The organism is Nocardioides sp. T2.26MG-1 (assembly GCF_950101795.1).
Lineage (GTDB): Bacteria > Actinomycetota > Actinomycetes > Propionibacteriales > Nocardioidaceae > Nocardioides.
In genome coordinates, this window is sequence record NZ_CATNLZ010000012.1 from 383,226 (window position 1) to 405,630 (window position 22,405).

Below are 22,405 nucleotides of genomic sequence, written 5' to 3' on the forward strand. Positions count from 1 at the left end.
TGTGCTCAGACCCGGCCCGCGGCCTTGAGGTCGCGCCTCAGCTCCGGAGGCAGCGCGAAGATCAGCGACTCCTCGGCGCTGTGCACGGCGCGGGCGTCGGGATAGCCGCGCTCGGAGAGGAACGCCAGCACGCCGCGCACCAGCTCCTCCGGCACGCTCGCACCCGAGGTCACGCTCACGGTGCGGACCCCCTCGAGCCAGGCCTCGTCGATCTCGGAGGCGTCGTCGACGCGGTACGACGACCGCGCGCCGGCCTCGAGGGCGACCTCGACCAGCCGCACCGAGTTGGAGGAGTTGCCGGAGCCGACCACGATCACCAGATCGGAGTCCTGGGCGATCTCCTTGACCGCCAGCTGGCGGTTCTGGGTGGCGTAGCAGATGTCGTCGCTCGGCGGGTCGAGCAGGTCGGGGAACCGCTCCCGGATCGCGGCCACGGTCTCGAGGGTCTCGTCGACCGACAGCGTCGTCTGGGAGAGCCAGGCGACCCGCTGTGGGTCACGGACCACGATGCCCGCGACGTCGGCGGGACCCTGCACCAGCTGGATGTGCTCGGGGGCCTCGCCAGCGGTGCCCTCGACCTCCTCGTGGCCGGCGTGGCCGATGAGCAGGATGTCGTAGTCCTCTCCGGCGAACCGCTTGGCCTCGTGGTGGACCTTGGTCACCAGCGGGCAGGTCGCGTCGATGGTCTTCAGCGAGCGCTCCTCGGCCTGGCGGTGCACCTCGGGCGACACGCCGTGGGCGGAGAACACCACGGTCTGGCCCTCGGGCACCTCGTCGAGCTCCTCGACGAAGATCGCGCCACGCGACTCGAGATCCGCGACCACGTGCTTGTTGTGCACGATCTGCTTGCGGACGTAGACGGGGGCGCCGTACAAGTCGAGCGCCTTCTCGACGGTGATCACCGCACGGTCGACGCCGGCGCAGTAGCCCCGTGGCGCCGCCAGCAGAACAGCCTTGTCGGCCTCCTCCGGCGACAGGACTGGCGGCATGCCGATGTCGGTGCTCATACCCGCCAGTCTAGGGACGTCGGTGTGATCCCCTAATCTCGCGGGCATGGCCATGGAGACCTCGCTCGAGTCACCGGCACCGGTGCGGCAGGTCGCCAACGCGATCGCCGGCTGGGTCGACCGGCTGGGCGCGGTGTGGGTCGAGGGCCAGGTCGCCCAGGTGAGCCGCCGGCCGGGCATGAACACCGTGTTCCTGACCCTGCGCGACGCGGTCGCCGACATCTCGATCCCGGTCACCTGCTCGCGCACGCTCTTCGACGGCCTCAACCCGCCGCTGGTCGAGGGCGCGAGCGTGGTGCTGCACGCCAAGCCGTCCTACTACGCCAACCGCGGCACGCTCTCCCTCTACGCGCGCGAGATCCGGATGGTGGGCCTCGGCGAGCTGCTCGCCCGGCTCGAGCGGCGCCGCCAGCTGCTCGCGGCCGAGGGCCTGTTCGCCGCCGAGCTCAAGCGCCCGCTGCCGTTCCTGCCCGGCACCGTCGGGCTGGTCACCGCGCCCAACTCCGCGGCCGAGCGCGACGTGCTCGAGAACGCCCGCCGGCGTTGGCCCGCGGTCGCCTTCGAGGTGGCGTACGCCGCGATGCAGGGCCCGCGGTCGGCCAGCGAGGTGATCGAGGCGGTCGAGCGCCTCGACCGGCACCCGGGCGTCGAGGTGATCGTGGTCGCCCGCGGCGGCGGGTCGGTGGAGGACCTGCTGCCATTCTCCGACGAGGCGCTCATCCGAGCGGTGCACAAGATCCGCACCCCGCTGGTCTCGGCGATCGGCCACGAGCCCGACTCCCCCCTGCTCGACCTGGTCGCCGACGTGCGCGCCTCCACGCCCACCGACGCCGCCAAGCTGGTGGTGCCCGACGTCGGCGAGGAGCTGCGCTTGCTCGCCCGCGCCCGCGACCGCGCCCGTGGCGCGCTGGCGGGCTGGCTGGCCCGCGAGCAGGCCGGGCTCGACGCGCTCCGGTCCCGACCCGCGCTCGCCGACCCCCGCACGCTGATCGACGCGCGCCGCGACGAGGTCGACCTGCTGCGCGACCGGGCCCGGCGCTGTCTGGGCCACGCGCTCGACCGGGCCGCCGACGACGTCGGCCACCAGCACGCCCGAGCTCGCGCGCTGTCGCCGCTCGCCACGCTGCAGCGCGGCTACGCCGTACTCCAGGACGCCGAGGGCCATGTCGTCACCTCGGTCGCCGGCGTCGCGGCGAAGCAGAAGGTCAGCGTCCGGGTCGCCGACGGGCGCATCCATGCCACCACCACCCGTACCGAGCCCCTCGAGGGGCAGAGCGAGGACAGCACCGATGGCTGAGAAGAAGACCGCCGAGGACAAGCCGTCCTACGAGGCCGCCCGCGAGGAGCTGGTCGAGGTGGTCCGCCGGCTCGAGGCAGGCGGCACCACCCTCGAGGAGTCGCTCGCCCTCTGGGAGCGCGGCGAGGTCCTGGCGACCATCTGCCAGGACTGGCTCGACGGCGCCCGCGCCCGGCTCGATGCCGCGATCGAGGGCGACGACGAGAGCTGACGGAGCCTACGGCGTCAACTTCTCGGTCGTGAGCGACTCGACCAGCCCCCGCAGCTCCTCCTCGGGTGCCGAGCCGTAGACCAGCACGGTCTCCTCGCCGACCTCCGCGGCGAACGCGTGGTCGCCGCCGGGGTCGGAGAACGTCCGCCACTCCGGCGCCACCGTGCCGTCGATCCGCACCTCGTCGCCCTCGGTGGCGTCCCCGCCGACATAGGTGTCGACGAGCTCGTCGACCGAGCGGTCCTCCTGGTGCAGCCCGGCGAAGTGCTCGTCCGCGGTGGTCATCGCGAGGTCCAGCACCGGCCGGTCGCCGGGGGTGAACGCCGCGTCCTTGACGTACCAGCCGTCGGGCAGCTCGGCCGGGTAGGCCGGGGTCAGCCCGGCCTGCTGGACGCTGGTCACGAGCGCGAGGTAGTCGATGGGCTCGGGCTCGTACGTCGGGGTCTCGCGGAAGGCGCCGCGGACCAGGACGATCGCGACCACGACGAGGACCAGCACGATGATCGCGCCGAGCAGGCCGCCCGTCGTCCGCGGGTAGCGGCCGGGCCGGCCGGTCGGGGTGGAGTCGCTCACCGCGCCATCCTCGCAGTTGGGAGGCTGCTCTAGCCTCGCCGGGTGTCGCCCCTCGACCTGGTCCCCGTGGCGGCACTGCTGGTCCTGCTGGCGACGGCGTACGCCCACCCGACCGCCCGCGTCGAGCTCGCCGCCGGGCTCGCCGCCGCCGCGGCCGTGCTGGCCACCGGGATCCTCACCGGCACCGAGGTCGAGGCGACCCTGCGCCACCTCGGGCCGGTGGTGGCGTTCCTGATGACGATCCTGGTGGTCGCCGACGTGTGCGCCCGCGCCGGGCTGTTCGCCGCGGCCGCCGCCCGCGTGCGCTCGGCCAGCGGCGGCCGGCCGGCCCGGCTGTTCACCGGGGTCTTCCTGCTCGCCGCGGCCATCACCGCCGGGCTCAGCCTGGACGCGACGGTCGTGCTGCTCACCCCGGTCGTCGTCACCGCGGCCGTCGCAACCGGGACCGCCCAGCGGCCCGGTGCCTACGCCTGCCTGCGGATGGCCAACTCGGCCTCGCTGCTGCTGCCGGTCTCCAACCTCACCAACCTGCTGGCCATGCCGCACCTCGACCTGACGTTCGGCGGGTTCGCGCTCGTGATGGCACCGGTGCTCGCGGTCGTGCTCGTCGTGGAGTACGCCGTGCTGCGGCTGCTGTTCCGCCGGGAGCTCGCCGCGGCGCCCGCGCCCCGTCGGCACGAGCCGGCCCCGGACGTCCCGTGGGTGCCGGTCGTCGTCGTGACGCTGATGCTGGTGGGCTTCGCGGTCGCCTCCCCCCTCGGCGTCGAGCCGTTCTGGGTCTCGGCCGCGGCCGCGGCGGTCCTGGTCGGGTGGGCCGCGCGCCGGCGGCTGCTGACCGTCCACGACGCCGGGCACGCCGCCCACCCGGCGTTCGCGGTCTTCGTGCTGTGCCTCGGCGTGGTCGTCGCCGCGCTGGCCCAGGGTCCGCTCGGCGACCGGATCGCGGACCTGGTCCCGGGCGGCACGTCGTTCGGCGACCTGCTCGCCATCGCGGTCCTGGCCACCGTGCTCGCCAACCTGCTGACCAACCTCTCGGCGACGCTGCTCGTGGTGCCGCTGGTCGCGCCGCTCGGCGACACCGCGGTGCTCGCGGCCCTGCTGGGCCTGAACATCGGCTCGGGGCTGACCTACACCGGCTCGCTCGCCAACCTGCTGTGGCGCCGGGGCCTGGTGCGGCTCGGGGAGCGCCCCTCGCTGCGCGAGTTCCACCGGGTCTCGCTGGTCACGACGCCGATCACGCTGCTGGCCGCGGTGGCTGCCTTGGCGCTGGTCACCTGAGGTGTTCGGCTGGCCGAAACCCGCACGACACGCCGAGGGCCACCGGCGTGTCGTGCGGGGATGGGCTGCCAGCAGCCGAAGCCCTCAACTGCCGCATCTACGGATACCCTTCGCTCAGAGTGCCGCAGGTGCGGCATGATGACAGCGTGACGACCTACCGAGTTGCGGAGGCCGCCGAGTTGCTCGGCGTCAGCGACGACACCGTCCGGCGATGGGTCGAGGCGGGCCGGCTGCCGGCGCGGCAGGAGGACGGGCGGACGGTGGTGTCGGGGGCCGAGCTGGCCGCGCTCGCCGAGTCGCTGGCCGACCACCCCGACCGCGCGGCCACCCGGGCCGCGGCGGTCAGTGCGCGCAACCGGCTGGCCGGCATCGTCACCAAGGTCACCAAGGACCGGGTGATGGCGCAGGTCGAGCTGATCTGCGGGCCCTACCGGATGGTCTCGCTGATGAGCTCGGAGGCCGCCGACGAGCTCGGCCTCGAGCCCGGCGTCCGCGCCATCGCCTCGGTCAAGTCCACCAACGTCGTCGTGGAGCGCCCGTGAACCGCCTCGTCCCCGCTCTCGCGGCCCTCGGCCTGCTCGTCCCCCTCGCCGCCTGCGGCGGCCCGGACGACGACACCACGACGCTGACGGTGTACGCCGCGGCCTCCCTCACCGCGACCTTCGAGCAGCTCGGCGAGGAGTTCGAGGCCGAGCACGACGGCGTCGACGTCCAGCTCAGCTTCGGCGGCTCCGCCGACCTGGTCACCCAGATCCAGGAGGGCGCCCACGCCGACGTGTTCGCCTCGGCCGACACCGCGAACATGGACGAGCTGACCGGCGACGGCCTGGCATCGGGCGACCCCGAGGACTTCGCGACCAACACGCTCGAGATCGCGGTGCCGCCCGGCAACCCCGCGGGCGTCACCGGCCTCCAGGACCTCGCGAAGCCGGGCCTCGACCTGGTGGTGTGCGCGCCGGAGGTGCCGTGCGGCGCGGCCGCGCAGGCCGTGGCCGAGGCGGCCGGTGTGACGCTGAGTCCGGTCAGCGAGGAGCAGTCCGTCACCGACGTGCTCGCCAAGGTCACCTCCGGCGAGGCCGACGCGGGCCTGGTCTACCGCACCGACGTGCTGGCCGCCGGCGACGGCGCTGATGGAGTCGAGGGGATCGAGTTCCCCGAGGCGGCGTCCGTGGTCAACACCTACCCGATCGTCAGCGTGGAGGGGTCGGACGAGCCCGACCTCGCCCGCGAGTTCACCGAGCTGGTGCTCGGCGCGACCGGACGCGAGGTCCTGGCGGACGCCGGCTTCGGGCCGCCGTGATCCCCCGCTGGGTCTACGCGCCCGCGGCGCTGGGGGTGGCCCTGGTGCTGCTCCCGCTCGCCGGCATGGCCTCCCGGGTCGCGTGGGGCGACTTCGTCGACCTGGTCACCTCCGACTCGGCGCTCACCGCCCTGTCGCTGAGCCTGCGCACCTCGCTGGTGAGCACGGTGCTGTGCGTGCTGCTCGGCGTGCCGATGGCGCTCGTACTGGCGCGCACGGAGTTCCCCGGCCAGGGCGTGCTGCGCTCGCTCGTGCTGCTGCCGTTGGTGCTGCCGCCGGTGGTGGGCGGCATCGCGCTGCTCTACACGTTCGGCCGGCGCGGGCTGCTCGGCGACGAGCTCGACCTGCTCGGCGTCCAGGTCGCGTTCTCCACGACCGCGGTCGTGCTGGCGCAGGCGTTCGTGTCGCTGCCGTTCCTGGTCGTCAGCCTGGAGGGCTCACTGCGCAGCGCCGGCCAGCGCTACGAGGTCGTCGCGGCGACGCTGGGCGCGAGCCCGACGACCGTGCTGCGGCGCGTGACGATCCCGCTCGTGCTCCCCGGCCTGGTCTCCGGCGCGGTGCTGGCGTTCGCCCGGTCGCTCGGCGAGTTCGGCGCGACGATCACCTTCGCGGGCAGCCTCGAGGGCACCACCCGGACGCTGCCGCTGTACATCTACAACCTCCGCGTCACCGACCCCGACGCGGCGGTCGCGATGTCGCTGGTGCTGGTCGTGGTGGCCGTGGTCGTGATCGGGCTCGCCCCCCAGCGGCCCCGGCGCACAGGAGGCCTTCGGTGACGCTCGAGCTGACCGCCGGCGTACCCGACCGGGGCGTGGACGTCACCATCGAGGTGGCCGCGGGCGAGACCGTCGCGCTGCTGGGGCCGAACGGCGCCGGCAAGTCCACCGTCCTGGCCGTCGCGGCCGGCACGCTGCGACCCGAGCGCGGTCGAGTGGTGCTCGACGGCCGCGAGCTCACCGGCGAGCGCGGCTTCGTGCCCCCGCACGCCCGGCGCGTGGCGCTGCTCGCCCAGGACCCGCTGCTGTTCCCGCACCTGAGCGTGCTCGACAACGTCGCCTTCGGGCCGCGCAGCCTCGGCCACGGCCGCCGGACCTCGCGCGAGAGCGCGCTGCGCTGGCTCGGCGAGGTCGACGCCGCGGACCTCGCCGACCGGCGCCCGGGAGGGATCTCCGGGGGGCAGGCCCAACGCGTCGCCGTCGCCCGCGCGCTGGCCGCCGAGCCCAGCCTGCTGCTCCTCGACGAGCCGATGGCCGCCCTCGACGTCGCGGTCGCGCCGGCGCTGCGCCAGACACTGCGCCGGGTGCTCGCCGACCGGACCGTCGTCCTGGTGACCCACGACGTGCTCGACGCGCTGCTGCTCGCCGACCGGGTCGTGGTGCTCGACGACGGCCGCGTCGTCGAGGACGGGCCGAGCGCCGAGGTCCTCTCCCGGCCCCGCAGCCCGTTCGCCGCGCGGATCGCCGGCCTCAACATGGTGGCCGGCCTCTGGCGCGACGGCGCGGTGCTCGGCGACGACGGCGTCGCGATCCGGGGGCTCGCGGCCGAGGCCGGCCCGGCGCCGGGCGAGCGCGTGGTCGCGGTGTTCCGGCCGAGTGCGGTCTCGGTGTTCCACGAGGCTCCCGGCGGTAGTCCCCGCAACAGCCTCGCGGTCACCGTCACCGACCTCGAGCCGCACGGCGACCAGGTGCGGGTCCGGGCCGGGCACCTGGCGGCCGACCTCACCGTGCAGTCCGCGGCCGAGCTGGACCTCGCACCCGGCGTACGCGTGGTGTTCGCCGTCAAGGCGACCGAGGTCTACGTCTATCGAACCTGACTCGGGTTAGAGTCCCGCGCATGGCCGATCCTCTTGCCCCCGCACCTGAGTCGCCCGACCGCAACCTCGCCCTCGAGCTGGTCCGCGTGACCGAGGCGGCCGCGATGGCCGCAGGCCGCTGGGTGGGCCGCGGAGACAAGAACGGCGCGGACGGCGTCGCGGTCAACGCGATGCGGGTGATGATCTCCACGATCGGCATGGACGGCACCGTGGTGATCGGCGAGGGCGAGAAGGACGATGCCCCGATGCTCTACAACGGCGAGCGGGTCGGCGACGGCACCGGCCCGGAGTGCGACGTCGCCGTCGACCCGATCGACGGCACCACCTTGACCGCGAAGGGCATGAGCAACGCCGTGTCCGTGCTCGCCGTGGCCCCGCGGGGCTCGATGTACGACCCGTCGGCCGTGTTCTACATGGAGAAGCTGGTCACCGGCCCCGAGGCCGCCGGCGTCGTCGACATCCGCTACCCCGTCGCCGAGAACATCCACCAGGTCGCGAAGGCGAAGGGCGAGCGGCCCTCGGACGTCACCGTGGTGCTGCTCGACCGACCGCGGCACGCCCAGCTGGTCGAAGAGATCCGCGCCACCGGCGCGATGATCAAGTTCATCACCGACGGCGACGTCGCCGGCGCGATCATGGCCGCGCGGCCCGAGACCGGCATCGACCTGCTGCTCGGCATCGGCGGCACGCCCGAGGGCATCATCGCCGCCTGCGCGATGAAGTCCCTCGGCGGCGTGATCCAGGGCCGGCTCTGGCCCCAGGACGACGACGAGCGGCAGAAGGCGATCGACGCGGGACACGACCTCGACCCCGACCACGTGCTCTCCACCGACGACCTGGTCACCGGCGACGACACGTTCTTCGTCGCCACCGGCATCACCGACGGCGAGCTGCTCCGCGGCGTCCGCTACCGCGCGGACCACGTGACCACGCACTCGCTGGTGATGCGGTCGCGCAGCGGCACGATCCGCACGATCACCTCCGAGCACCAGCTGCAGAAGCTACGCGCTTTTGCCGCGATCGACTTCGACAGCTGAGACGTCGCTGGTGCGCAGCAGCGCGTCGCCGACGACGTCGATCACCCGCGGGTCGAAGGCCATCCCGAGGTGCGAGGCGGTGACCTCGACCGCCCGGGCCAGCGGGTCGACGCAGGCCCGCCAGTCGACGATGCCGTCGCGCTTGGAGTAGACGGCCGTGAAGTCGACGCCCGCGGGCAGCGGCTGCCGGCTCTCACCGAAGCTCTGGCGTGCACACGAGCCCGCGACGCACTCCTCCGACATCAGGCCGGGGATCCCGGCCTTGCTCAGCCGGACCAGCAGGTCGACGCTGGCGGCCAGCGACGGGTGGTGGGCTCCCGGGGCGAGCATCGGGCTGCCCATCGTGACGATGTTGGACACCAGGTCGGGACGGCGTACGGCGATGCCGCGGGCGAGCATGCCGCCCAGGCTGTGGCCGACGATCTGCACCCGGGTGCCGCGCCGCAGCGCGATGGACTCCAGGCGGGTCTCCAGCTGGGCGGCGGCGTTGAGCGTGCAGCCGATGTTGGCGTGGATCTGCGACCGGTAGGTGCGGAAGCCCTGCGCCCGCAGCGCCCGCGCCATCAGCGCGAGCGTGCCGTCGCCGGCCAGGAAGCCCGGGACCAGGATCACCGGGTCGCCGTGGCGGTCCGCCGGCCGCGCGGCGTACGGCGTGGACCGCCGAGCCCGATGCTCGCCCGCGACGCGCCAGGCGTAGCGCCCAGCCTCGAGCACGGCGCTGCCCTCGCGGAGCACGGCGGCCGGCCGCGGGCACGCGAAGCCCGTCGGCAGCAGGAAGTCGGCCAGTGTGCTGGAGGTCACATGCGCCACGGTAGGGCCTTTCTGCCCGGTTTTCCGGGCAATCGCCGGACAAATCCGGCCATGCCGCGTCCCTTTCGGTTTCAACCGGCACCGGGCGCCTGGTTGACTGGGCGTGTGGCCCGAGGTTCCCGTACCCCCAACGACGAGGCGTCAACACCTCCGTCCGGCCTGGACGCGCCGGCCGTGCCGAGATCCGAGGAGCTGTTCGCGCCGGTCGGCAACGGGATCGAGCTGTGCTACCAGACCTTCGGCGACCCCGACGGCGACCCGCTGCTGCTGGTGATGGGCCTCGGCGGTCCGATGAACTGGTGGGATCCCGAGCTGTGCGAGGCGCTGGCCCGGGCCGGCTTCTACGTGATCCGCTACGACAACCGCGACACCGGCCGCTCCACCCTCCTGGGGGCCCGGGTGAGCCGGGCGACGCTGATCCGCGCGTTCGCCGGCGCCCGGGTGCGCGCGCCGTACGACATGCGCGACCTGGCCGAGGACGCCTTCGGGCTGCTCGACCACCTCGGGCTGCCGGCGGCCCACGTGGCCGGCGTGTCCATGGGCGGGATGATCGTGCAGACGATGGCGATCACCCATCCCGCGCGGGTGCTCTCGATGACCAGCATCATGTCGACGACCGGGAAGCGGACGGTCGGCTGGCAGCACCCCTCGCTGTTCCCCGCCCTCCTCGGCGGGCGGCGACCGGGGCGCGCGGCCTACGTCCGCAGCAGCGTGGCGGTCTGGACGCTGATCGGGTCCCCCGGCTTCCCGCAGTCGCGCGAGGAGGTCGAGAACCGTGCCGGCGAGACCTACGACCGCGGCGTCAGCGCCGAGGGGGTGCTGCGGCAGATGCTCGCGGTCATCACCCAGTCCAGCCGCAGCGAGCGGCTGCGGAGCGTGCGGGTGCCGACCCTGGTGATCCACGGCCTGGCCGACAAGATGGTGCACGTCTCCGGCGGGCGCGCCACCGCTGCCGCCGTACCGGGTGCGGAGCTGCTGCTCATCGACGGAATGGGCCACGACCTGCCCCGCGAGCTGTTCGGCACGTTCGTCGCCGGCATCCGGCGTACGGCAGATCGGGCCACGTAGACGACCCGGAGACAGAACAGGGCGGCGATCCGGGGATCGCCGCCCTGTGACGTTGCGGTGGTTCGAGGCTCGCTACGCTCGCACCTCAACCACCGGCCCGGCTCATGCCGACAGACGCTCGCCGGTCTCGGTGTCGAAGACGTGGACGTTCTTCGGGTCCGTCGTCACGTACATCGTGTCGCCCTTCTGCGGGTGGTCACGACCGGCCACCCGGATGACGATGTTGCTCGGCGTGCCCTCGACACCGCAGGTGCCGTGGATGAACGCGTCGGCACCGTGGTCCTCGACCACGGTGACCTTCACGGGCAGACCGGACTCGCTGCCGCCGACCACGCGCCACGCCTCGGGGCGGACGCCGACGGTGATGTTGCCCTGCATCCGCGCGGCCGCGGCGTCGTCGACCGGCACGTGGTAGTCACCGATCTTGGCCTGCCGGTTCTCGGCGACGGCGGTCATCAGGTTCATCTGCGGGGAGCCGATGAAGCCGGCCACGAACAGGTTGACCGGCCGGTCGTACAGCGCCAGCGGCGTGTCGACCTGCTGGAGGACGCCCTCGTTCATGACCGCGACCCGGTCGCCCATCGTCATGGCCTCGACCTGGTCGTGGGTGACGTAGACGGTGGTGACGCCGAGGTCCTGCTGGAGCTTGGCGATGTCGGTGCGGGTCTGCACGCGCATCTTCGCGTCGAGGTTCGACAGCGGCTCGTCCATGCAGAACACCTGCGGCTGGCGCACGATCGCGCGACCCATGGCGACGCGCTGGCGCTGACCGCCGGAGAGCGCCTTCGGCTTGCGGTCGAGGTAGTCGGTCAGGCCGAGGATCTTGGCGGCCTCCTGAACTCGCTTGTTGCGCTCCTCGGACGGCACCTTCGCCATCTTCAGCGCGAACGCCATGTTGTCCGCGACGGACATGTGCGGGTAGAGCGCGTAGTTCTGGAACACCATCGCGATGTCCCGGTCCTTCGGCGGGGTGTTGGTGATGTCCCGCTCGCCGATGAAGATCCGGCCCTTGTTGACCTCTTCGAGCCCCGCGAGCATCCGCAGGGTGGTGGACTTACCGCACCCGGAGGGACCGACGAGGACCACGAACTCCCCGTCACCGATCTCGAGCGAGATGCCCGGGACCGCCGGCTTGTCGGTACCGGGGTACCAACGCTGAGCCTCTTCGAACCTGACTGTGGCCATGCTGGAACAACTCCTTCACCGGCAGGTACGTGCCGGACGATCCGTAGTAAAGGTGAGCACGGTCACCGTACCCCGCCCGCGCGGCCGTGGGGGGAGTACCAGAGTCCGGACTTGGCCGGGTCGTTGGTCCCGCTGGTCCCGGGCGGGACGGTCGACTCGACGCAGACTCCGACGGCGTCACGAGGTTTACAACGCGACTCCAACGGGCTACATGTGATCTAGACCACAGAGGAGGATCGCATGCAGCATCCACCGATCGAGGGTCGCCGACCAGCTCGCGAGAGGCGCCGGCGGACCAGCCGGGGTCTGGCCGCCGCCGCGGCGGTGACGATGCTCTCGGGAGTGCTCGCCGCGTGCTCGGCCAGCGCCGACTCGGGTAAGCCGACGCTCATCTGGTACATCAACCCGGACGCCGGGGGCCAGGACAAGGTCGCCGAGAACTGCAGCACCGACGACTACACGATCAGCACCCAGGTCCTGCCGCAGGATGCCAACCAGCAGCGGATCCAGCTGGCTCGGCGGCTCGCTGCCGAGGACCCCGAGATCGACATCATGAGCATCGACCCCCCGTTCACCGCGGAGTTCGCGAACGCGGGCTACCTCGCGGAGCTCCCCCAGGAGCTCCAGAACAAGCTGAAGGAGCAGTCCTTCGAGGGCGCCACGACGGCGGCCACCTGGGACGACCAGCTGGTGGTCGCGCCGTTCTGGTCGAACACCCAGGTGCTCTGGTACCGCAAGTCCTTCGTCGAGAAGGCCGGCATCGACATGAGCAAGCCGGTCACGTGGGACCAGATCATCGACGCCGCCGCCGACAACGGCGGCAAGGTCGCCGTCCAGGCCAACAAGTACGAGGGGTACGTCGTCTGGATCAACTCGCTCATCGCGGGAGCCGGAGGCGAGATCGCCACCGACACCGACAAGGGTGTCGACCTGACGCTCGAGCTCGACTCCGAGGCGGGGACGAAGGCCGCCGGGGTGATCGCGAAGCTCGCCGGCTCCGCGGCCGCGCCCGCCGACCTCTCGGTCGCGCAGGAGGGCCAGGCCGGCGGCACCTTCGGCTCGGCTCAGGGCGCGTTCCTCGCCAACTGGACCTACATCTGGACCAACTACGACGAGAGCCAGCCCGAGGTGAAGAAGGACATCGGCTACGCGCGCTACCCCCAGACCGTGGAGGGCGAGGAGTCGCACCCGCCCTACGGCGGCATCGGCGTCGGCGTGAGCGCCTACTCCGACCACGTCGACGAGGCGATGAAGGCCATCGAGTGCATCACCTCCCCGGAGAACCAGGGCGTCAACGCCGAGCTCACCGGCAACATGCCGGCCAGCGCCGAGGGCTATGACTACCAGCCGCTGGCCAAGATCTACCCGGCCGACCTGCTGCAGCTCTTCCAGGACAGCCTGGACGCCGCGGCACCGCGCACGGTCACGCCGTACTGGAGCGACATCTCGGGCGGCATCCAGAGCACCTGGCACCCGCCCAGCGCCGTGAACAGCAAGACGCCGCAGGAGTCGCAGGACTTCATCGAGGACGTGCTGAAGGGAGGGAGGCTGCTGTGAGCACCGTCGCGAAGCCACCGATGGCAGCCGGCACGAAGCCGTCGGCGAAGGTCGTCGTCACCGATCGCGCCCGCGCGGAGAACCGGCTGGGCCTCCGGCTGGTGCTGCCGGCCGTCGTGGTGATGCTCGTCGTCACCGCGTGGCCGATGCTGCGGGCGCTGTACCTGTCGATGTACCGCTACCGCCTCACCACGCCGGACGACCGGGAGTTCGTCGGCTTCTCCAACTACGCCACGGTGCTCACCGACTCGCTGTTCTGGCGCGACACCTGGAACACGCTGCTGATCATGGTGGTGACCGTGGCCGTCGAGCTGGTCATCGGCTTCGCCTTCGCGATGGTGATGCATCGCATCGTGTTCGCACGCGGGGCGATGCGGACCTCGATCCTGATCCCCTACGGCATCATCACGGTGGTCTCGGCGTTCGCCTGGCAGTTCGCGTTCAGCCTCAACAACGGCTTCGTGAACGCGTGGTTCGCCTGGCTTCCCTGGATCAGCTCGGACACCAACTGGTTCGGCAGCCACTGGCCGGCGATGTTCGCGATCATGGTGTCGGAGATCTGGAAGACCACGCCGTTCATGGCACTGCTGCTGCTGGCCGGGCTCTCCCAGGTCTCGGAGGACATGATCGAGGCGGCCAAGGTCGACGGCGCCACCTGGTGGCAGCGGCTCCGGAAGGTGATCCTCCCGAACATGCGGGCCGCGATCATGGTCGCGGTGCTGTTCCGGGCACTCGACGCCTTCCGGATCTTCGACAACATCTTCGTGATGACGCGGGGCGCCCAGGACACCGAGTCCTCCTCGTTCCTGACCTACCGCCAGGTGATCGAGCAGATGCAGCTCGGCCTGGGCTCGGCGCTCTCGGTGCTGCTGTTCCTCACCGTGCTGCTGCTGGCCTGGCTGATCGTGAGGCTGTTCCGGGTCGACCTGGCCCAGGCGAGGGGTGAGGGCTGATGGCCGCCGCGAACGCGACCCGCGACAAGGTCGGCACCTGGGTGGGGTTCGTGCTCATCCTCGTGTGGTGCCTGCTGCCGGTGGCCTGGATCCTGTCCCTGTCCTTCAAGGGCACCGACGAGACCGCGGCCGGCAGCCCGCAGTTCCTGCCCAAGGACGCGACGCTCCAGAACTACCGGGACATCCTCGACAACCCGGACTTCCTGGACGCGCTGCGCAACTCCTTCGGCATCGCCGCGATCTCGACGCTGCTCTCGGTCATCTTCGCCACGCTCGCGGCGTACGCCATCGCCCGCCTGGAGTTCCGCGGGAAGCGCGCGGTGCTCTCGCTGGCGCTGGCCATCGCGATGTTCCCGGTGGTCTCGCTGGTCGGTCCGCTGTTCGACATGTGGCGGACCTTCGGGCTGTTCAACACCTGGCCCGGGCTGATCATCCCCTACATGTCGTTCACGCTGCCGCTGGCGATCTGGACGCTCTCGGCGTTCTTCCGCGAGATCCCATGGGAGATGGAGCAGGCGGCCCAGGTCGACGGCGCGACGTCGTGGCAGGCGTTCCGCAAGGTGATCGTCCCTCTCGCGGCACCCGGGGTGTTCACCGCGGCGATCCTGACGTTCTTCTTCGCGTGGAACGAGTTCGTGCTCGCGATCTCGCTGACGTCGACGACGTCCTCCCGCACGGTCCCCGCGCAGATGTCCTACTTCGTCGGACCCGACCCGTTCAACCCGCCGTACGGGCAGCTGGCCACCGCCTCCGTGGTGGTCACCGTCCCGATCATCATCATCGTCCTGCTGTTCCAGCGAAAGATCGTCGCCGGGCTCACGTCCGGCGCCGTGAAGGGGTGACCCGATGGCCTCCATCGACATGCGCAACATCGTCAAGAAGTACGGCGACGGCTTCCCCGCCGTGAACGACGTCAGCATCGACGTGCAGGACGGCGAGTTCATGATCCTCGTCGGGCCGTCCGGCTGCGGGAAGTCCACGCTGCTGCGGATGATCGTCGGGCTGGAGGACATCACCTCCGGCGACATGATGATCGGCGAGAAGCGGGTCAACGACCTGGCACCGCGCGAGCGCAACCTGGCGATGGTGTTCCAGAACTACGCGCTCTACCCGCACCTGAGCGTCTACGAGAACATCGCCTTCCCACTCCGTCTGGCCAAGGCGCCCAACGCCGAGGTCGACGAGAAGGTGCGCGCGGCGTCGAAGACCCTCGAGCTCGACGAGCACCTCGAGCGCAAGCCCGGGAACCTCTCGGGCGGGCAGCGCCAGCGTGTCGCCATGGGCCGGGCCATCGTGCGCGAGGCCGACGCGTTCCTCTTCGACGAGCCGCTGTCGAACCTCGACGCCAAGCTGCGCGGTCAGATGCGCACCGAGATCTCGCGGCTGCAGAAGAAGCTCGGCATCACCACCGTCTACGTCACCCACGACCAGACCGAGGCGATGACGCTGGGTGACCGCGTCGCCGTGCTCAAGCGCGGCGTCCTGCAGCAGCTCGCGACACCTCGCGAGCTCTACGAGAACCCCGGCAACCTGTTCGTCGCCGGCTTCATCGGCTCTCCCCCCATGAACTTCCTGCCCGTCACCGTCGAGGGCACGGCCGCCAAGATGCCGTTCGGCTCCGTGGAGCTCCCCCGCGAGAAGGCGGAGAAGGCGGCGGGCAAGGGGCTGCTCATCGCCGGCATCCGGCCCGAGCACTTCGAGGACGCGTCCGTGAAGGGCGACGCGCCGCCCGGATCGACGTTCCGGGCCACCGTCGAGGTCGTGGAGTGGCTCGGCAACGAGACCTACGCCTACATCCCGTTCGAGGCGCCGCCGGAGGTCGAGGAGCAGCTGCGGCAGCTCGAGCGCGACCTGGATGGGGAGGCCCTGCACACCCAGCTCGTGGTCTCCCTCGACGGGACGAGCCGGATCACGGAGGGTGAGGAGGCCGAGATCTGGGTGGACGGGTCGAAGATCCACCTCTTCGACCCCAGCACCGGGGAGAACCTCACGGTCGACCAGGAGCACGCCGGCCGGATCGTCGGACACGCCATGGCCGACGCCGCGGAGCAGCCCGCCGCGGCGGGCTGAGCCTCGTCAGTCCCGGCGCCGCGGCTTGCGGCTCAGCGGCTTGCGCTGCACCGCGACACCGCCCCAGATCGCGACGCCGCGCACCCGCACGGTCGGCGAGGTCTCGTCGAGCTCGGCCGGCGTACGCCCGTCGGGGCCGGAGTAGCCGCCCATGATGCCGATGCCCTCCACCACCACGTGGGTGTGCGGGCCGACCGTGATCTGGGCGCCGCCCATGAACGCGTTGACGGTGATCACGACCTCCTGCGCGGCGAAGCTCGCCTGCCGCAGGTCGAGGTCGGCGCCGCCCATGAACGCGGTGACGGTCAGGTGCCGGGGCACCACCCACGCACCGCGCCGGTCGAGCCCCGACATGATCGCCAGGTGGCGCTCGTGGTCGGGCCCGGGCACCACCACGGGCGGCCGCGGCGGCGTCACGGGCGCCGGGTGGCCCGGCCGGTGCGCCGGCAGGTCCAGCGTGATCGGGACCAGGTCGGCGTAGGTGCGGGCGGCGTACGTCGCCTCCAGGCGCTGGTCGAGCTCGTCGAGGTCGATGCGTCCCTCGCCGGCGGCCTCGCGCAGGATCTCGGCCACCTGGTGCCGCTCGGCGTCGGAGATCCGCAGCGCCGAGGGGTCGTGGGGCCGGTCGGGGCGGGGCTCGAGCTGTCCCTCCATGCGGGCCAGCCTAGACCGAGGTCTACCCTGGTGGGTCGTGGCGCAAGATCCCGAGTTCCTGTACTCCGACCTCCTCCCGATCGGCCCCGACGACACGCCGTACCGGCTCGTCACCGCCGAGGGCGTCTCCACCTTCGAGGCGAACGGCCAGACCTTCCTGCAGGTCTCTCCCGAGGCGATCCGACGCCTCACCGCCGAGGCGATGCACGACATCGCGCACTACCTGCGGCCCGCGCACCTCGCGCAGCTGCGCCGCATCATCGACGACCCCGAGGCCTCCGGCAACGACCGGTTCGTGGCGCTCGACCTCCTCAAGAACGTCAACATCTCCGCGGGCGGCGTGCTGCCGATGTGCCAGGACACCGGCACCGCGATCGTGATGGGCAAGAAGTCCGAGGGCGTGCTCACCGGCAGCGACGACGGCGAGGCGATCTCGCAGGGTGTGTACGACGCCTACACCAAGCTCAACCTGAGGTACTCCCAGCTCGCGCCGCTCACGACGTACGAGGAGAGGAACACCGGCACCAACCTGCCGGCGCAGATCGAGATCTACTCCACGCCCACCCACGGGACGCCGGAGTACAAGTTCCTGTTCATGGCCAAGGGCGGTGGGTCGGCGAACAAGTCGTTCCTGTTCCAGGAGACCAAGGCGGTCCTCAACCCGCAGCGGATGCTGAGCTTCCTCGACGAGAAGATCCGCTCGCTCGGCACGGCGGCCTGCCCGCCGTACCACCTGGCGATCGTGATCGGCGGGACGTCGGCGGAGTACGCGATGAAGACCGCCAAGTACGCCTCCGCGCACTACCTCGACAACCTGCCGACGTCGGGGTCGATGTCGGCGCACGGCTTCCGCGACCTCGAGCTGGAGCAGCAGGTCTTCGAGCTGACCCAGTCGTTCGGGATCGGCGCGCAGTTCGGTGGCAAGTACTTCTGCCACGACGTGCGCGTCGTGCGGCTGCCGCGGCACGGCGCCTCCTGCCCGGTCGCGATCGCGGTCTCGTGCTCGGCCGACCGCCAGGCGCTGGGCAAGATCACCCCCGAGGGCGTGTTCCTCGAGCAGCTCGAGACCGACCCCGCGCACTACATGCCCGACGCCGGCGTCGCGGAGGACATCTCCGGGGGCGAGGTCGTGAAGATCGACCTCAACCGGCCGATGGCCGAGGTGCTCGCCGAGCTGACGAAGTACCCCGTCAAGACCCGGCTCTCGCTGACCGGCCCGCTGGTGGTCGCCCGCGACATCGCGCACGCGAAGATCAAGGAGCGGCTCGACGCCGGCGAGGAGATGCCGGCGTACCTCCGCGACCACCCGGTCTACTACGCCGGGCCCGCGAAGACCCCGGTCGGCATGGCGTCCGGCTCGTTCGGCCCGACCACCGCCGGGCGGATGGACTCCTACGTCGAGCAGTTCCAGGCCGCCGGCGGCTCGATGGTGATGCTGGCCAAGGGCAACCGCTCCAAGGCCGTCACCGACGCGTGCGCCGCGCACGGCGGGTTCTACCTCGGCTCGATCGGCGGTCCGGCCGCACGCCTGGCGCAGGACTGCATCAAGAGCCAGGAGGTGCTGGAGTACCCCGAGCTCGGCATGGAGGCGGTCTGGAAGATCGAGGTCGAGGACTTCCCGGCGTTCATCGTGGTCGACGACAAGGGCAACGACTTCTTCACCGACCCGGGCGGGACCGTCACGGTGCCGCTGAGCTCGGTCGGGCCCGCGGGCGTGCGGGTGCGCTCCGCGGAGTAGGGCGGCGCGCCGGACGTCATACGGAGGGAGCAAGGGGACACACCGACCGTATGACGTCGTCGCAGGCGGAAGCGGCTGTCAGGCGGCGACCGACCAGCCGCGAGCCCGGAGCGCCTGGGCGATCTGCTCGAAGAACCGCTCGGGTTGGAGCCTCAGCCCGAGCAACGGGAGCCGGAGGAAGGTGTCACCGGTGAGCACCATCGCGTTCTGCCGCAGGGCGTCGCCGACCACGTTCTCCGCCCACGTGTGGTGGATGCCGTCGATCTCGAGCACGAGTCCGAACTCTGGCCAGTAGAGGTCGAGGTAGTAGCGGTTGCGACCGTCTCGGCGCAGCACCTGCCGAGCCGGAGCCGGGAGACCACGACGACGTAGCTCGCGCACCACGTCGAACTCGCCGAGGGACCGGGCACCGTCGACCAGCTCGTTGACGATCTCGTGCAGGAGCAGCCGGCGCCGGTCGCGCCGCACCCGCAAGAGCGCCTCGCCGATCGCGGCGGCCGGGACGAGGCCCTGCTGCACGGTGAGGGTCAGCACGTACGTCGCCTCCCGGTCGGTGCGCGCCCACAGGGCGGCTCGCACCGCTGCCGTCGCCGGCTCGGTGCGCGGCACGCCGACGCGAATGATCTCATCGGCTGCCCAGCGGCGGGTCTGGCGGATGTTGAACCGGCGGTTGCGCCGGATGCGGGCCCCACGCGGCACCGACACTCGGACCCGGTCGAGCTCGTAGCGCTCGAGCCCGGCCGCGACCAGCGCGGAGCCGCCGTCGAGGCAGGCTCGTGGCCCGCCCTGGAAGACCGCTGCCCAGCATTCGCCGGTGGGGCTGATCGCGCCGTTGTGGAGCTTGACGGACTGGTCGCCGATCAGCTCCCACCGGCCGCCGCGCACCTGCCCACGGATCTCCCACCGGGTGATGCCCAGGGCGTAGAGCTGTGGCCGCGAGAGGACCTCACCCTGCTCGCTCGCGAGCTGACGCGCCGTGGCGAACCGGGCGTCGTCGTACGTGGGTCCTCTGGTCATGCACCCCACCGTCGCGCCGCGGCGGGACCGACGGGCGCGATGGCCCCGTCACTGTGGAGATCGGTGTTCGGATCCGGCCGGTGGACGTTTCCGGGCCTGCCCCCTCCTCGGGACGTCATACGGAAGGAGCAGGCGGACACACTGACCGTATGACGTCCCGGAACAGCGGTCCGCCAGACTGGCCGCCATGGAGTACGTCGAGATCGCGCGCGCCGAGACCGAGCGCGGCGAGCTGGTGCTGCGGGAGCGTCGCGAGGAGCACGCGCCGACCGCGCTCGAGCTGCGCGCCAACGGCGTGTTCGTGATGGACACCCTCGAGGTCGGCAGCGAGCAGGCGCTGGCCGAGTCGGCGCTGGCGCAGGTGGAGCACCCGCGGGCCGTGATCGTCGGGGGGCTGGGCCTCGGGTTCACCATGCACGCCGTGCTGGCCGACCCGCGGGTGGAGAAGGTCGCGGTCGTCGAGATCGAGCAGGCGCTGGTCGACTGGATGCGCGCCGGGACCATCCCGCACGGGCCGGCGCTGCTCGCGGACGAGCGGGTCACCGTGGTCGTCGCGGACATCGCCGTGGCGCTCACCGAAGCGCGGCCCGCGTCGTACGACCTGCTGCTGCTCGACGTGGACAACGGCCCCGGGTACCTGGTCCACGACGTCAACGCCGCGCTGTACGAGACGCCGTTCCTCGAGGCGGCCAGACGGGCGCTACGGCCCGGAGGCGCGCTCGCGGTCTGGTCGGCCGCCGACGCGCCGGAGCTCGCCGAGACGATGCGGTCGGTGTTCGGCAACGCGACCGGCTACGGGCACGACGTGCGCCTGCAGGACCGGGACGAGACGTACTGGCTGTTCGTCTCGCGGGTACCGTCCGAGGCATGAGCGACCAGGCAGAGTTCCGGATCGAGCACGACAGCATGGGCGAGGTCCGCGTGCCCGCGGACGCCCTGTGGCGGGCCCAGACCCAGCGCGCCGTGGAGAACTTCCCGATCAGCGGCACCCCGATCGAGCCCGCCCTGATCCACGCCATCGGCCGGGTGAAGGCCGCCGCGGCGACGGTCAACGCCGAGCTCGGCGTGCTCGACGAGGAGCGGTCGCGGGCGATCGTGGCGGCGGCGACCGCGGTCGCCGAGGGCGAGTACGACGCGGAGTTCCCCATCGACGTGTTCCAGACCGGGTCGGGCACCAGCTCCAACATGAACGCCAACGAGGTGATCGCCACGGTCGCCCAGCGCGCCGGCACCGACGTGCACCCCAACGACCACGTGAACGCCAGCCAGTCGAGCAACGACACGTTCCCGACCGCGATCCACGTCGCGGCGACGCTGGCGGTGACCCGCGACCTGCTGCCCGCCCTCGACGCGCTCGCCTCGAGCCTGGAGCGCAAGGCCTCGGAGTTCGCGGGCCTGGTGAAGTCCGGCCGCACCCACCTCATGGACGCCACCCCGGTGATGCTCGGGCAGGAGTTCGGCGGCTACGCCGCGACCGTGCGGTACGCCGCGGAGCGGCTCGAGTCGGTGCTCCCCCGGGTGCGTGAGCTGCCGCTGGGCGGCACCGCGGTCGGCACCGGCATCAACACCCCGCCGGGCTTCGCCGCCCGCGTGATCGCCGTCCTCGGCGAGACGGCGGGCGAGCCGTTCACCGAGGCCCGCAACCACTTCGAGGCGCAGGGCACCCGTGACTCGCTGGTCGAGCTCAGCGGCGTGCTGCGCACGGTCGCGGTCGGGCTCACCAAGATCTGCAACGACCTGCGCTGGATGTCGTCGGGGCCGACCACCGGGCTCGCCGAGATCCACCTGCCCGACCTGCAACCGGGGTCGAGCATCATGCCCGGCAAGGTCAACCCGGTGCTGCCCGAGGCCACGCTGATGGTGTGCTTCCAGGTGGTCGGCAACGACGCCGCCGTCGCCGCTGCGGGGGCGAGCGGCAGCTTCGAGCTCAACGTCGCGATGCCGGTGATCGCCCGCAACGTGCTGGAGTCAGCGCGGCTGCTGGCCGCATCGTCGCGGGTGTTGGCCGAGCGCTGCGTCGACGGGATCACCGCGAACGCCGACCGGATGCGGCAGTACGCCGAGTCCTCGCCGTCGGTGGTCACGCCGTTGAACAAGTACGTCGGCTACGAGGCCGCCGCGAAGATCGCCAAGCGGGCGCTGGCCGAGGGCGCGACGATCCGCGAGACCGTGGTCGCGATGGGGTACGTCGAGCGCGGCGAGCTCACCGAGGCTCAGCTCGACGAGGCCCTCGACGTCGAGTCGATGACGCACCCGTGAGCCGCGTCGTACGGATCGTCGGTGCTCTGGCCGTCGGGCTCTCGGTGGGCGTGGCCGGGTCGGGGTGCGGCGGCGACGAGCCTGCCGGCGGGTCGTCCGCGCAGGCCTCGGCCACGGAGCACAACGACGCGGACGTGGCGTTCGCGACCGAGATGATCCAGCACCACGCCCTGGCGCTCTCGATGGTGGACCTGACGCTGGGCCGGCCGCTGGACCCGGAGGTGGAGCGGCTCGCGGAGGACATCCGCGCGGCGCAGACGCCGGAGATCGAGACCATGAGCGACTGGCTCACCGGGTGGGGCGCCGAGGTGCCCGAGACCGTCCGCGACCACCTGCACGCCGACCACGGGTCCGGTGACGCCGACCTGCAGGCGCTCGAGGGCGCCTCGGACGCCGAGTTCCAGGCGAGGTGGCTGGAGATGATGGTGGAGCACCACGAGGGGGCGGTCGAGATGGCGAAGGCCGAGCAGGCCGACGGCCGCTACGCGGCGGCCGTGAAGCTCGCGGGGAGCATCATCGACGCCCAGGGGGCCGAGATCGAGGCGATGGAGCAGCTCCTCGGTCGGTGAGGAGCGCCG

The 22,405-nt window shown here is 71.8% G+C and carries 23 protein-coding genes; 17 read left to right on the plus strand and 6 right to left on the minus strand.

Annotated features, from left to right (window positions below):
• Nucleotides 1–5 precede the first annotated feature (5 nt).
• Nucleotides 6–1,007: a 4-hydroxy-3-methylbut-2-enyl diphosphate reductase gene (locus tag QQZ14_RS11650; protein ID WP_284534466.1), complete on the minus strand. Its 1,002-nt coding sequence runs from the start codon at nt 1,005–1,007 to the stop codon at nt 6–8.
• Nucleotides 1,008–1,053: 46 nt separating this feature from the next.
• Here QQZ14_RS11650 and xseA point away from each other — a divergent pair, with 46 nt between their 5' ends.
• Nucleotides 1,054–2,304, plus strand: a complete 1,251-nt coding sequence (xseA, locus tag QQZ14_RS11655; RefSeq protein WP_284534467.1) for an exodeoxyribonuclease VII large subunit — start codon at nt 1,054–1,056, stop codon at nt 2,302–2,304.
• Complete coding sequence (locus QQZ14_RS11660) at nt 2,297–2,515, plus strand: exodeoxyribonuclease VII small subunit (protein WP_284534468.1); 219 nt, start codon at nt 2,297–2,299, stop codon at nt 2,513–2,515. Before xseA ends, QQZ14_RS11660 begins: the two co-directional genes overlap by 8 nt.
• A gap of 6 nt (nt 2,516–2,521) precedes the next feature.
• Here QQZ14_RS11660 and QQZ14_RS11665 read toward each other — a convergent pair whose 3' ends face one another.
• Nucleotides 2,522–3,088, minus strand: coding sequence for a DUF4245 family protein (locus QQZ14_RS11665; protein ID WP_284534469.1), 567 nt, complete (start codon nt 3,086–3,088; stop codon nt 2,522–2,524).
• A gap of 42 nt (nt 3,089–3,130) precedes the next feature.
• Here QQZ14_RS11665 and QQZ14_RS11670 point away from each other — a divergent pair, with 42 nt between their 5' ends.
• The 6 genes from QQZ14_RS11670 to glpX all read left to right on the plus strand — a co-directional run bounded on the left by QQZ14_RS11670 (nt 3,131) and on the right by glpX (nt 8,516).
• On the plus strand, nt 3,131–4,366 hold the full coding sequence (locus QQZ14_RS11670; RefSeq protein WP_284534470.1) for an SLC13 family permease: 1,236 nt from the start codon (nt 3,131–3,133) through the stop codon (nt 4,364–4,366).
• Nucleotides 4,367–4,512: 146 nt separating this feature from the next.
• Nucleotides 4,513–4,908 carry a TOBE domain-containing protein gene (locus QQZ14_RS11675; RefSeq protein ID WP_284534471.1) on the plus strand — a complete coding sequence of 132 codons (396 nt, stop codon included), beginning with the start codon at nt 4,513–4,515 and terminating at the stop codon, nt 4,906–4,908.
• Complete coding sequence (gene modA, locus QQZ14_RS11680; RefSeq protein ID WP_284534472.1) at nt 4,905–5,666, plus strand: molybdate ABC transporter substrate-binding protein; 762 nt, start codon at nt 4,905–4,907, stop codon at nt 5,664–5,666. Before QQZ14_RS11675 ends, modA begins: the two co-directional genes overlap by 4 nt.
• A complete protein-coding gene (locus QQZ14_RS11685; protein ID WP_284534473.1) occupies nt 5,663–6,442 on the plus strand; it encodes an ABC transporter permease in 780 nt (259 codons plus the stop codon). The genes modA and QQZ14_RS11685 overlap by 4 nt, the downstream gene beginning before the upstream one ends.
• Nucleotides 6,439–7,479 (plus strand): sulfate/molybdate ABC transporter ATP-binding protein, encoded by a 1,041-nt coding sequence (locus QQZ14_RS11690; protein WP_284534474.1) that lies wholly within the window; start codon nt 6,439–6,441, stop codon nt 7,477–7,479. The genes QQZ14_RS11685 and QQZ14_RS11690 overlap by 4 nt, the downstream gene beginning before the upstream one ends.
• Before the next feature lie 20 nt (nt 7,480–7,499).
• The gene (gene glpX / locus QQZ14_RS11695; RefSeq protein WP_284534475.1) at nt 7,500–8,516 is read left to right on the plus strand and encodes a class II fructose-bisphosphatase; all 1,017 of its coding nucleotides are present in this window, start codon (nt 7,500–7,502) and stop codon (nt 8,514–8,516) included.
• Here glpX and QQZ14_RS11700 read toward each other — a convergent pair.
• Nucleotides 8,481–9,317 carry an esterase/lipase family protein gene (locus QQZ14_RS11700; protein ID WP_284534476.1) on the minus strand — a complete coding sequence of 279 codons (837 nt, stop codon included), beginning with the start codon at nt 9,315–9,317 and terminating at the stop codon, nt 8,481–8,483. The genes glpX and QQZ14_RS11700 overlap by 36 nt on opposite strands.
• A gap of 183 nt (nt 9,318–9,500) precedes the next feature.
• Here QQZ14_RS11700 and QQZ14_RS11705 point away from each other — a divergent pair, with 183 nt between their 5' ends.
• Complete coding sequence (locus tag QQZ14_RS11705; protein ID WP_284534477.1) at nt 9,501–10,394, plus strand: alpha/beta fold hydrolase; 894 nt, start codon at nt 9,501–9,503, stop codon at nt 10,392–10,394.
• A 102-nt stretch (nt 10,395–10,496) separates the two neighbouring features.
• On the opposite strand, the gene QQZ14_RS11710 is transcribed toward QQZ14_RS11705, so the two are convergent.
• Nucleotides 10,497–11,579, minus strand: a complete 1,083-nt coding sequence (locus tag QQZ14_RS11710; protein ID WP_284534478.1) for an ABC transporter ATP-binding protein — start codon at nt 11,577–11,579, stop codon at nt 10,497–10,499.
• A 240-nt stretch (nt 11,580–11,819) separates the two neighbouring features.
• On the opposite strand from QQZ14_RS11710, the gene QQZ14_RS11715 reads away from it, so the two are divergent.
• From QQZ14_RS11715 to QQZ14_RS11730, 4 genes are read left to right on the plus strand one after another with little or no spacing between them, the layout of a single operon-like run.
• Nucleotides 11,820–13,136, plus strand: a complete 1,317-nt coding sequence (locus QQZ14_RS11715; RefSeq protein ID WP_284534479.1) for an extracellular solute-binding protein — start codon at nt 11,820–11,822, stop codon at nt 13,134–13,136.
• Nucleotides 13,133–14,089 (plus strand): carbohydrate ABC transporter permease, encoded by a 957-nt coding sequence (locus QQZ14_RS11720; protein ID WP_284534480.1) that lies wholly within the window; start codon nt 13,133–13,135, stop codon nt 14,087–14,089. The genes QQZ14_RS11715 and QQZ14_RS11720 overlap by 4 nt, the downstream gene beginning before the upstream one ends.
• Nucleotides 14,089–14,931 carry a carbohydrate ABC transporter permease gene (locus tag QQZ14_RS11725; RefSeq protein ID WP_284534481.1) on the plus strand — a complete coding sequence of 281 codons (843 nt, stop codon included), beginning with the start codon at nt 14,089–14,091 and terminating at the stop codon, nt 14,929–14,931. Before QQZ14_RS11720 ends, QQZ14_RS11725 begins: the two co-directional genes overlap by 1 nt.
• Before the next feature lie 4 nt (nt 14,932–14,935).
• Nucleotides 14,936–16,159 carry an ABC transporter ATP-binding protein gene (locus tag QQZ14_RS11730; protein WP_284534482.1) on the plus strand — a complete coding sequence of 408 codons (1,224 nt, stop codon included), beginning with the start codon at nt 14,936–14,938 and terminating at the stop codon, nt 16,157–16,159.
• Nucleotides 16,160–16,165: 6 nt separating this feature from the next.
• On the opposite strand, the gene QQZ14_RS11735 is transcribed toward QQZ14_RS11730, so the two are convergent.
• The gene (locus QQZ14_RS11735) at nt 16,166–16,813 is read right to left on the minus strand and encodes a DUF1707 SHOCT-like domain-containing protein (protein ID WP_284534483.1); all 648 of its coding nucleotides are present in this window, start codon (nt 16,811–16,813) and stop codon (nt 16,166–16,168) included.
• Here QQZ14_RS11735 and QQZ14_RS11740 point away from each other — a divergent pair.
• Entirely contained in the window at nt 16,812–18,551 is a 1,740-nt protein-coding gene (locus QQZ14_RS11740; RefSeq protein ID WP_284534484.1) for a fumarate hydratase, read from the plus strand. The genes QQZ14_RS11735 and QQZ14_RS11740 overlap by 2 nt on opposite strands.
• Before the next feature lie 78 nt (nt 18,552–18,629).
• Here QQZ14_RS11740 and QQZ14_RS11745 read toward each other — a convergent pair whose 3' ends face one another.
• Nucleotides 18,630–19,568 (minus strand): hypothetical protein, encoded by a 939-nt coding sequence (locus tag QQZ14_RS11745; protein ID WP_284534485.1) that lies wholly within the window; start codon nt 19,566–19,568, stop codon nt 18,630–18,632.
• A 187-nt stretch (nt 19,569–19,755) separates the two neighbouring features.
• On the opposite strand from QQZ14_RS11745, the gene QQZ14_RS11750 reads away from it, so the two are divergent.
• Genes QQZ14_RS11750 through QQZ14_RS11760 form a run of 3 tightly spaced genes read left to right on the plus strand, consistent with a single transcriptional unit; the run spans nt 19,756 to nt 22,396 of the window.
• The gene (locus QQZ14_RS11750) at nt 19,756–20,439 is read left to right on the plus strand and encodes a spermidine synthase (RefSeq protein ID WP_284534486.1); all 684 of its coding nucleotides are present in this window, start codon (nt 19,756–19,758) and stop codon (nt 20,437–20,439) included.
• Nucleotides 20,436–21,827 carry a class II fumarate hydratase gene (locus tag QQZ14_RS11755; protein WP_284534487.1) on the plus strand — a complete coding sequence of 464 codons (1,392 nt, stop codon included), beginning with the start codon at nt 20,436–20,438 and terminating at the stop codon, nt 21,825–21,827. Before QQZ14_RS11750 ends, QQZ14_RS11755 begins: the two co-directional genes overlap by 4 nt.
• A complete protein-coding gene (locus QQZ14_RS11760) occupies nt 21,824–22,396 on the plus strand; it encodes a DUF305 domain-containing protein (RefSeq protein WP_284534488.1) in 573 nt (190 codons plus the stop codon). The genes QQZ14_RS11755 and QQZ14_RS11760 overlap by 4 nt, the downstream gene beginning before the upstream one ends.
• The last annotated feature ends 9 nt before the right edge of the window (nt 22,397–22,405 follow it).

What these genes read in the sequence shown, in the direction of transcription:
- QQZ14_RS11735 (WP_284534483.1), bottom strand. Translation starts at nt 16,813, where the DNA reads ATGGAGGGACAGCTCGAGCCCCGCCCCGACCGGCCCCACGACCCCTCG.
- xseA (WP_284534467.1), top strand. Translation starts at nt 1,054, where the DNA reads ATGGCCATGGAGACCTCGCTCGAGTCACCGGCACCGGTGCGGCAGGTC.
- QQZ14_RS11715 (WP_284534479.1), top strand. Translation starts at nt 11,820, where the DNA reads ATGCAGCATCCACCGATCGAGGGTCGCCGACCAGCTCGCGAGAGGCGC.
- QQZ14_RS11660 (WP_284534468.1), top strand. Translation starts at nt 2,297, where the DNA reads ATGGCTGAGAAGAAGACCGCCGAGGACAAGCCGTCCTACGAGGCCGCC.
- glpX (WP_284534475.1), top strand. Translation starts at nt 7,500, where the DNA reads ATGGCCGATCCTCTTGCCCCCGCACCTGAGTCGCCCGACCGCAACCTC.
- QQZ14_RS11745 (WP_284534485.1), bottom strand. Translation starts at nt 19,568, where the DNA reads ATGACCAGAGGACCCACGTACGACGACGCCCGGTTCGCCACGGCGCGT.
- QQZ14_RS11725 (WP_284534481.1), top strand. Translation starts at nt 14,089, where the DNA reads ATGGCCGCCGCGAACGCGACCCGCGACAAGGTCGGCACCTGGGTGGGG.
- QQZ14_RS11710 (WP_284534478.1), bottom strand. Translation starts at nt 11,579, where the DNA reads ATGGCCACAGTCAGGTTCGAAGAGGCTCAGCGTTGGTACCCCGGTACC.
- QQZ14_RS11650 (WP_284534466.1), bottom strand. Translation starts at nt 1,007, where the DNA reads ATGAGCACCGACATCGGCATGCCGCCAGTCCTGTCGCCGGAGGAGGCC.
- QQZ14_RS11730 (WP_284534482.1), top strand. Translation starts at nt 14,936, where the DNA reads ATGGCCTCCATCGACATGCGCAACATCGTCAAGAAGTACGGCGACGGC.
- QQZ14_RS11755 (WP_284534487.1), top strand. Translation starts at nt 20,436, where the DNA reads ATGAGCGACCAGGCAGAGTTCCGGATCGAGCACGACAGCATGGGCGAG.
- QQZ14_RS11750 (WP_284534486.1), top strand. Translation starts at nt 19,756, where the DNA reads ATGGAGTACGTCGAGATCGCGCGCGCCGAGACCGAGCGCGGCGAGCTG.
- QQZ14_RS11740 (WP_284534484.1), top strand. Translation starts at nt 16,812, where the DNA reads ATGCGGGCCAGCCTAGACCGAGGTCTACCCTGGTGGGTCGTGGCGCAA.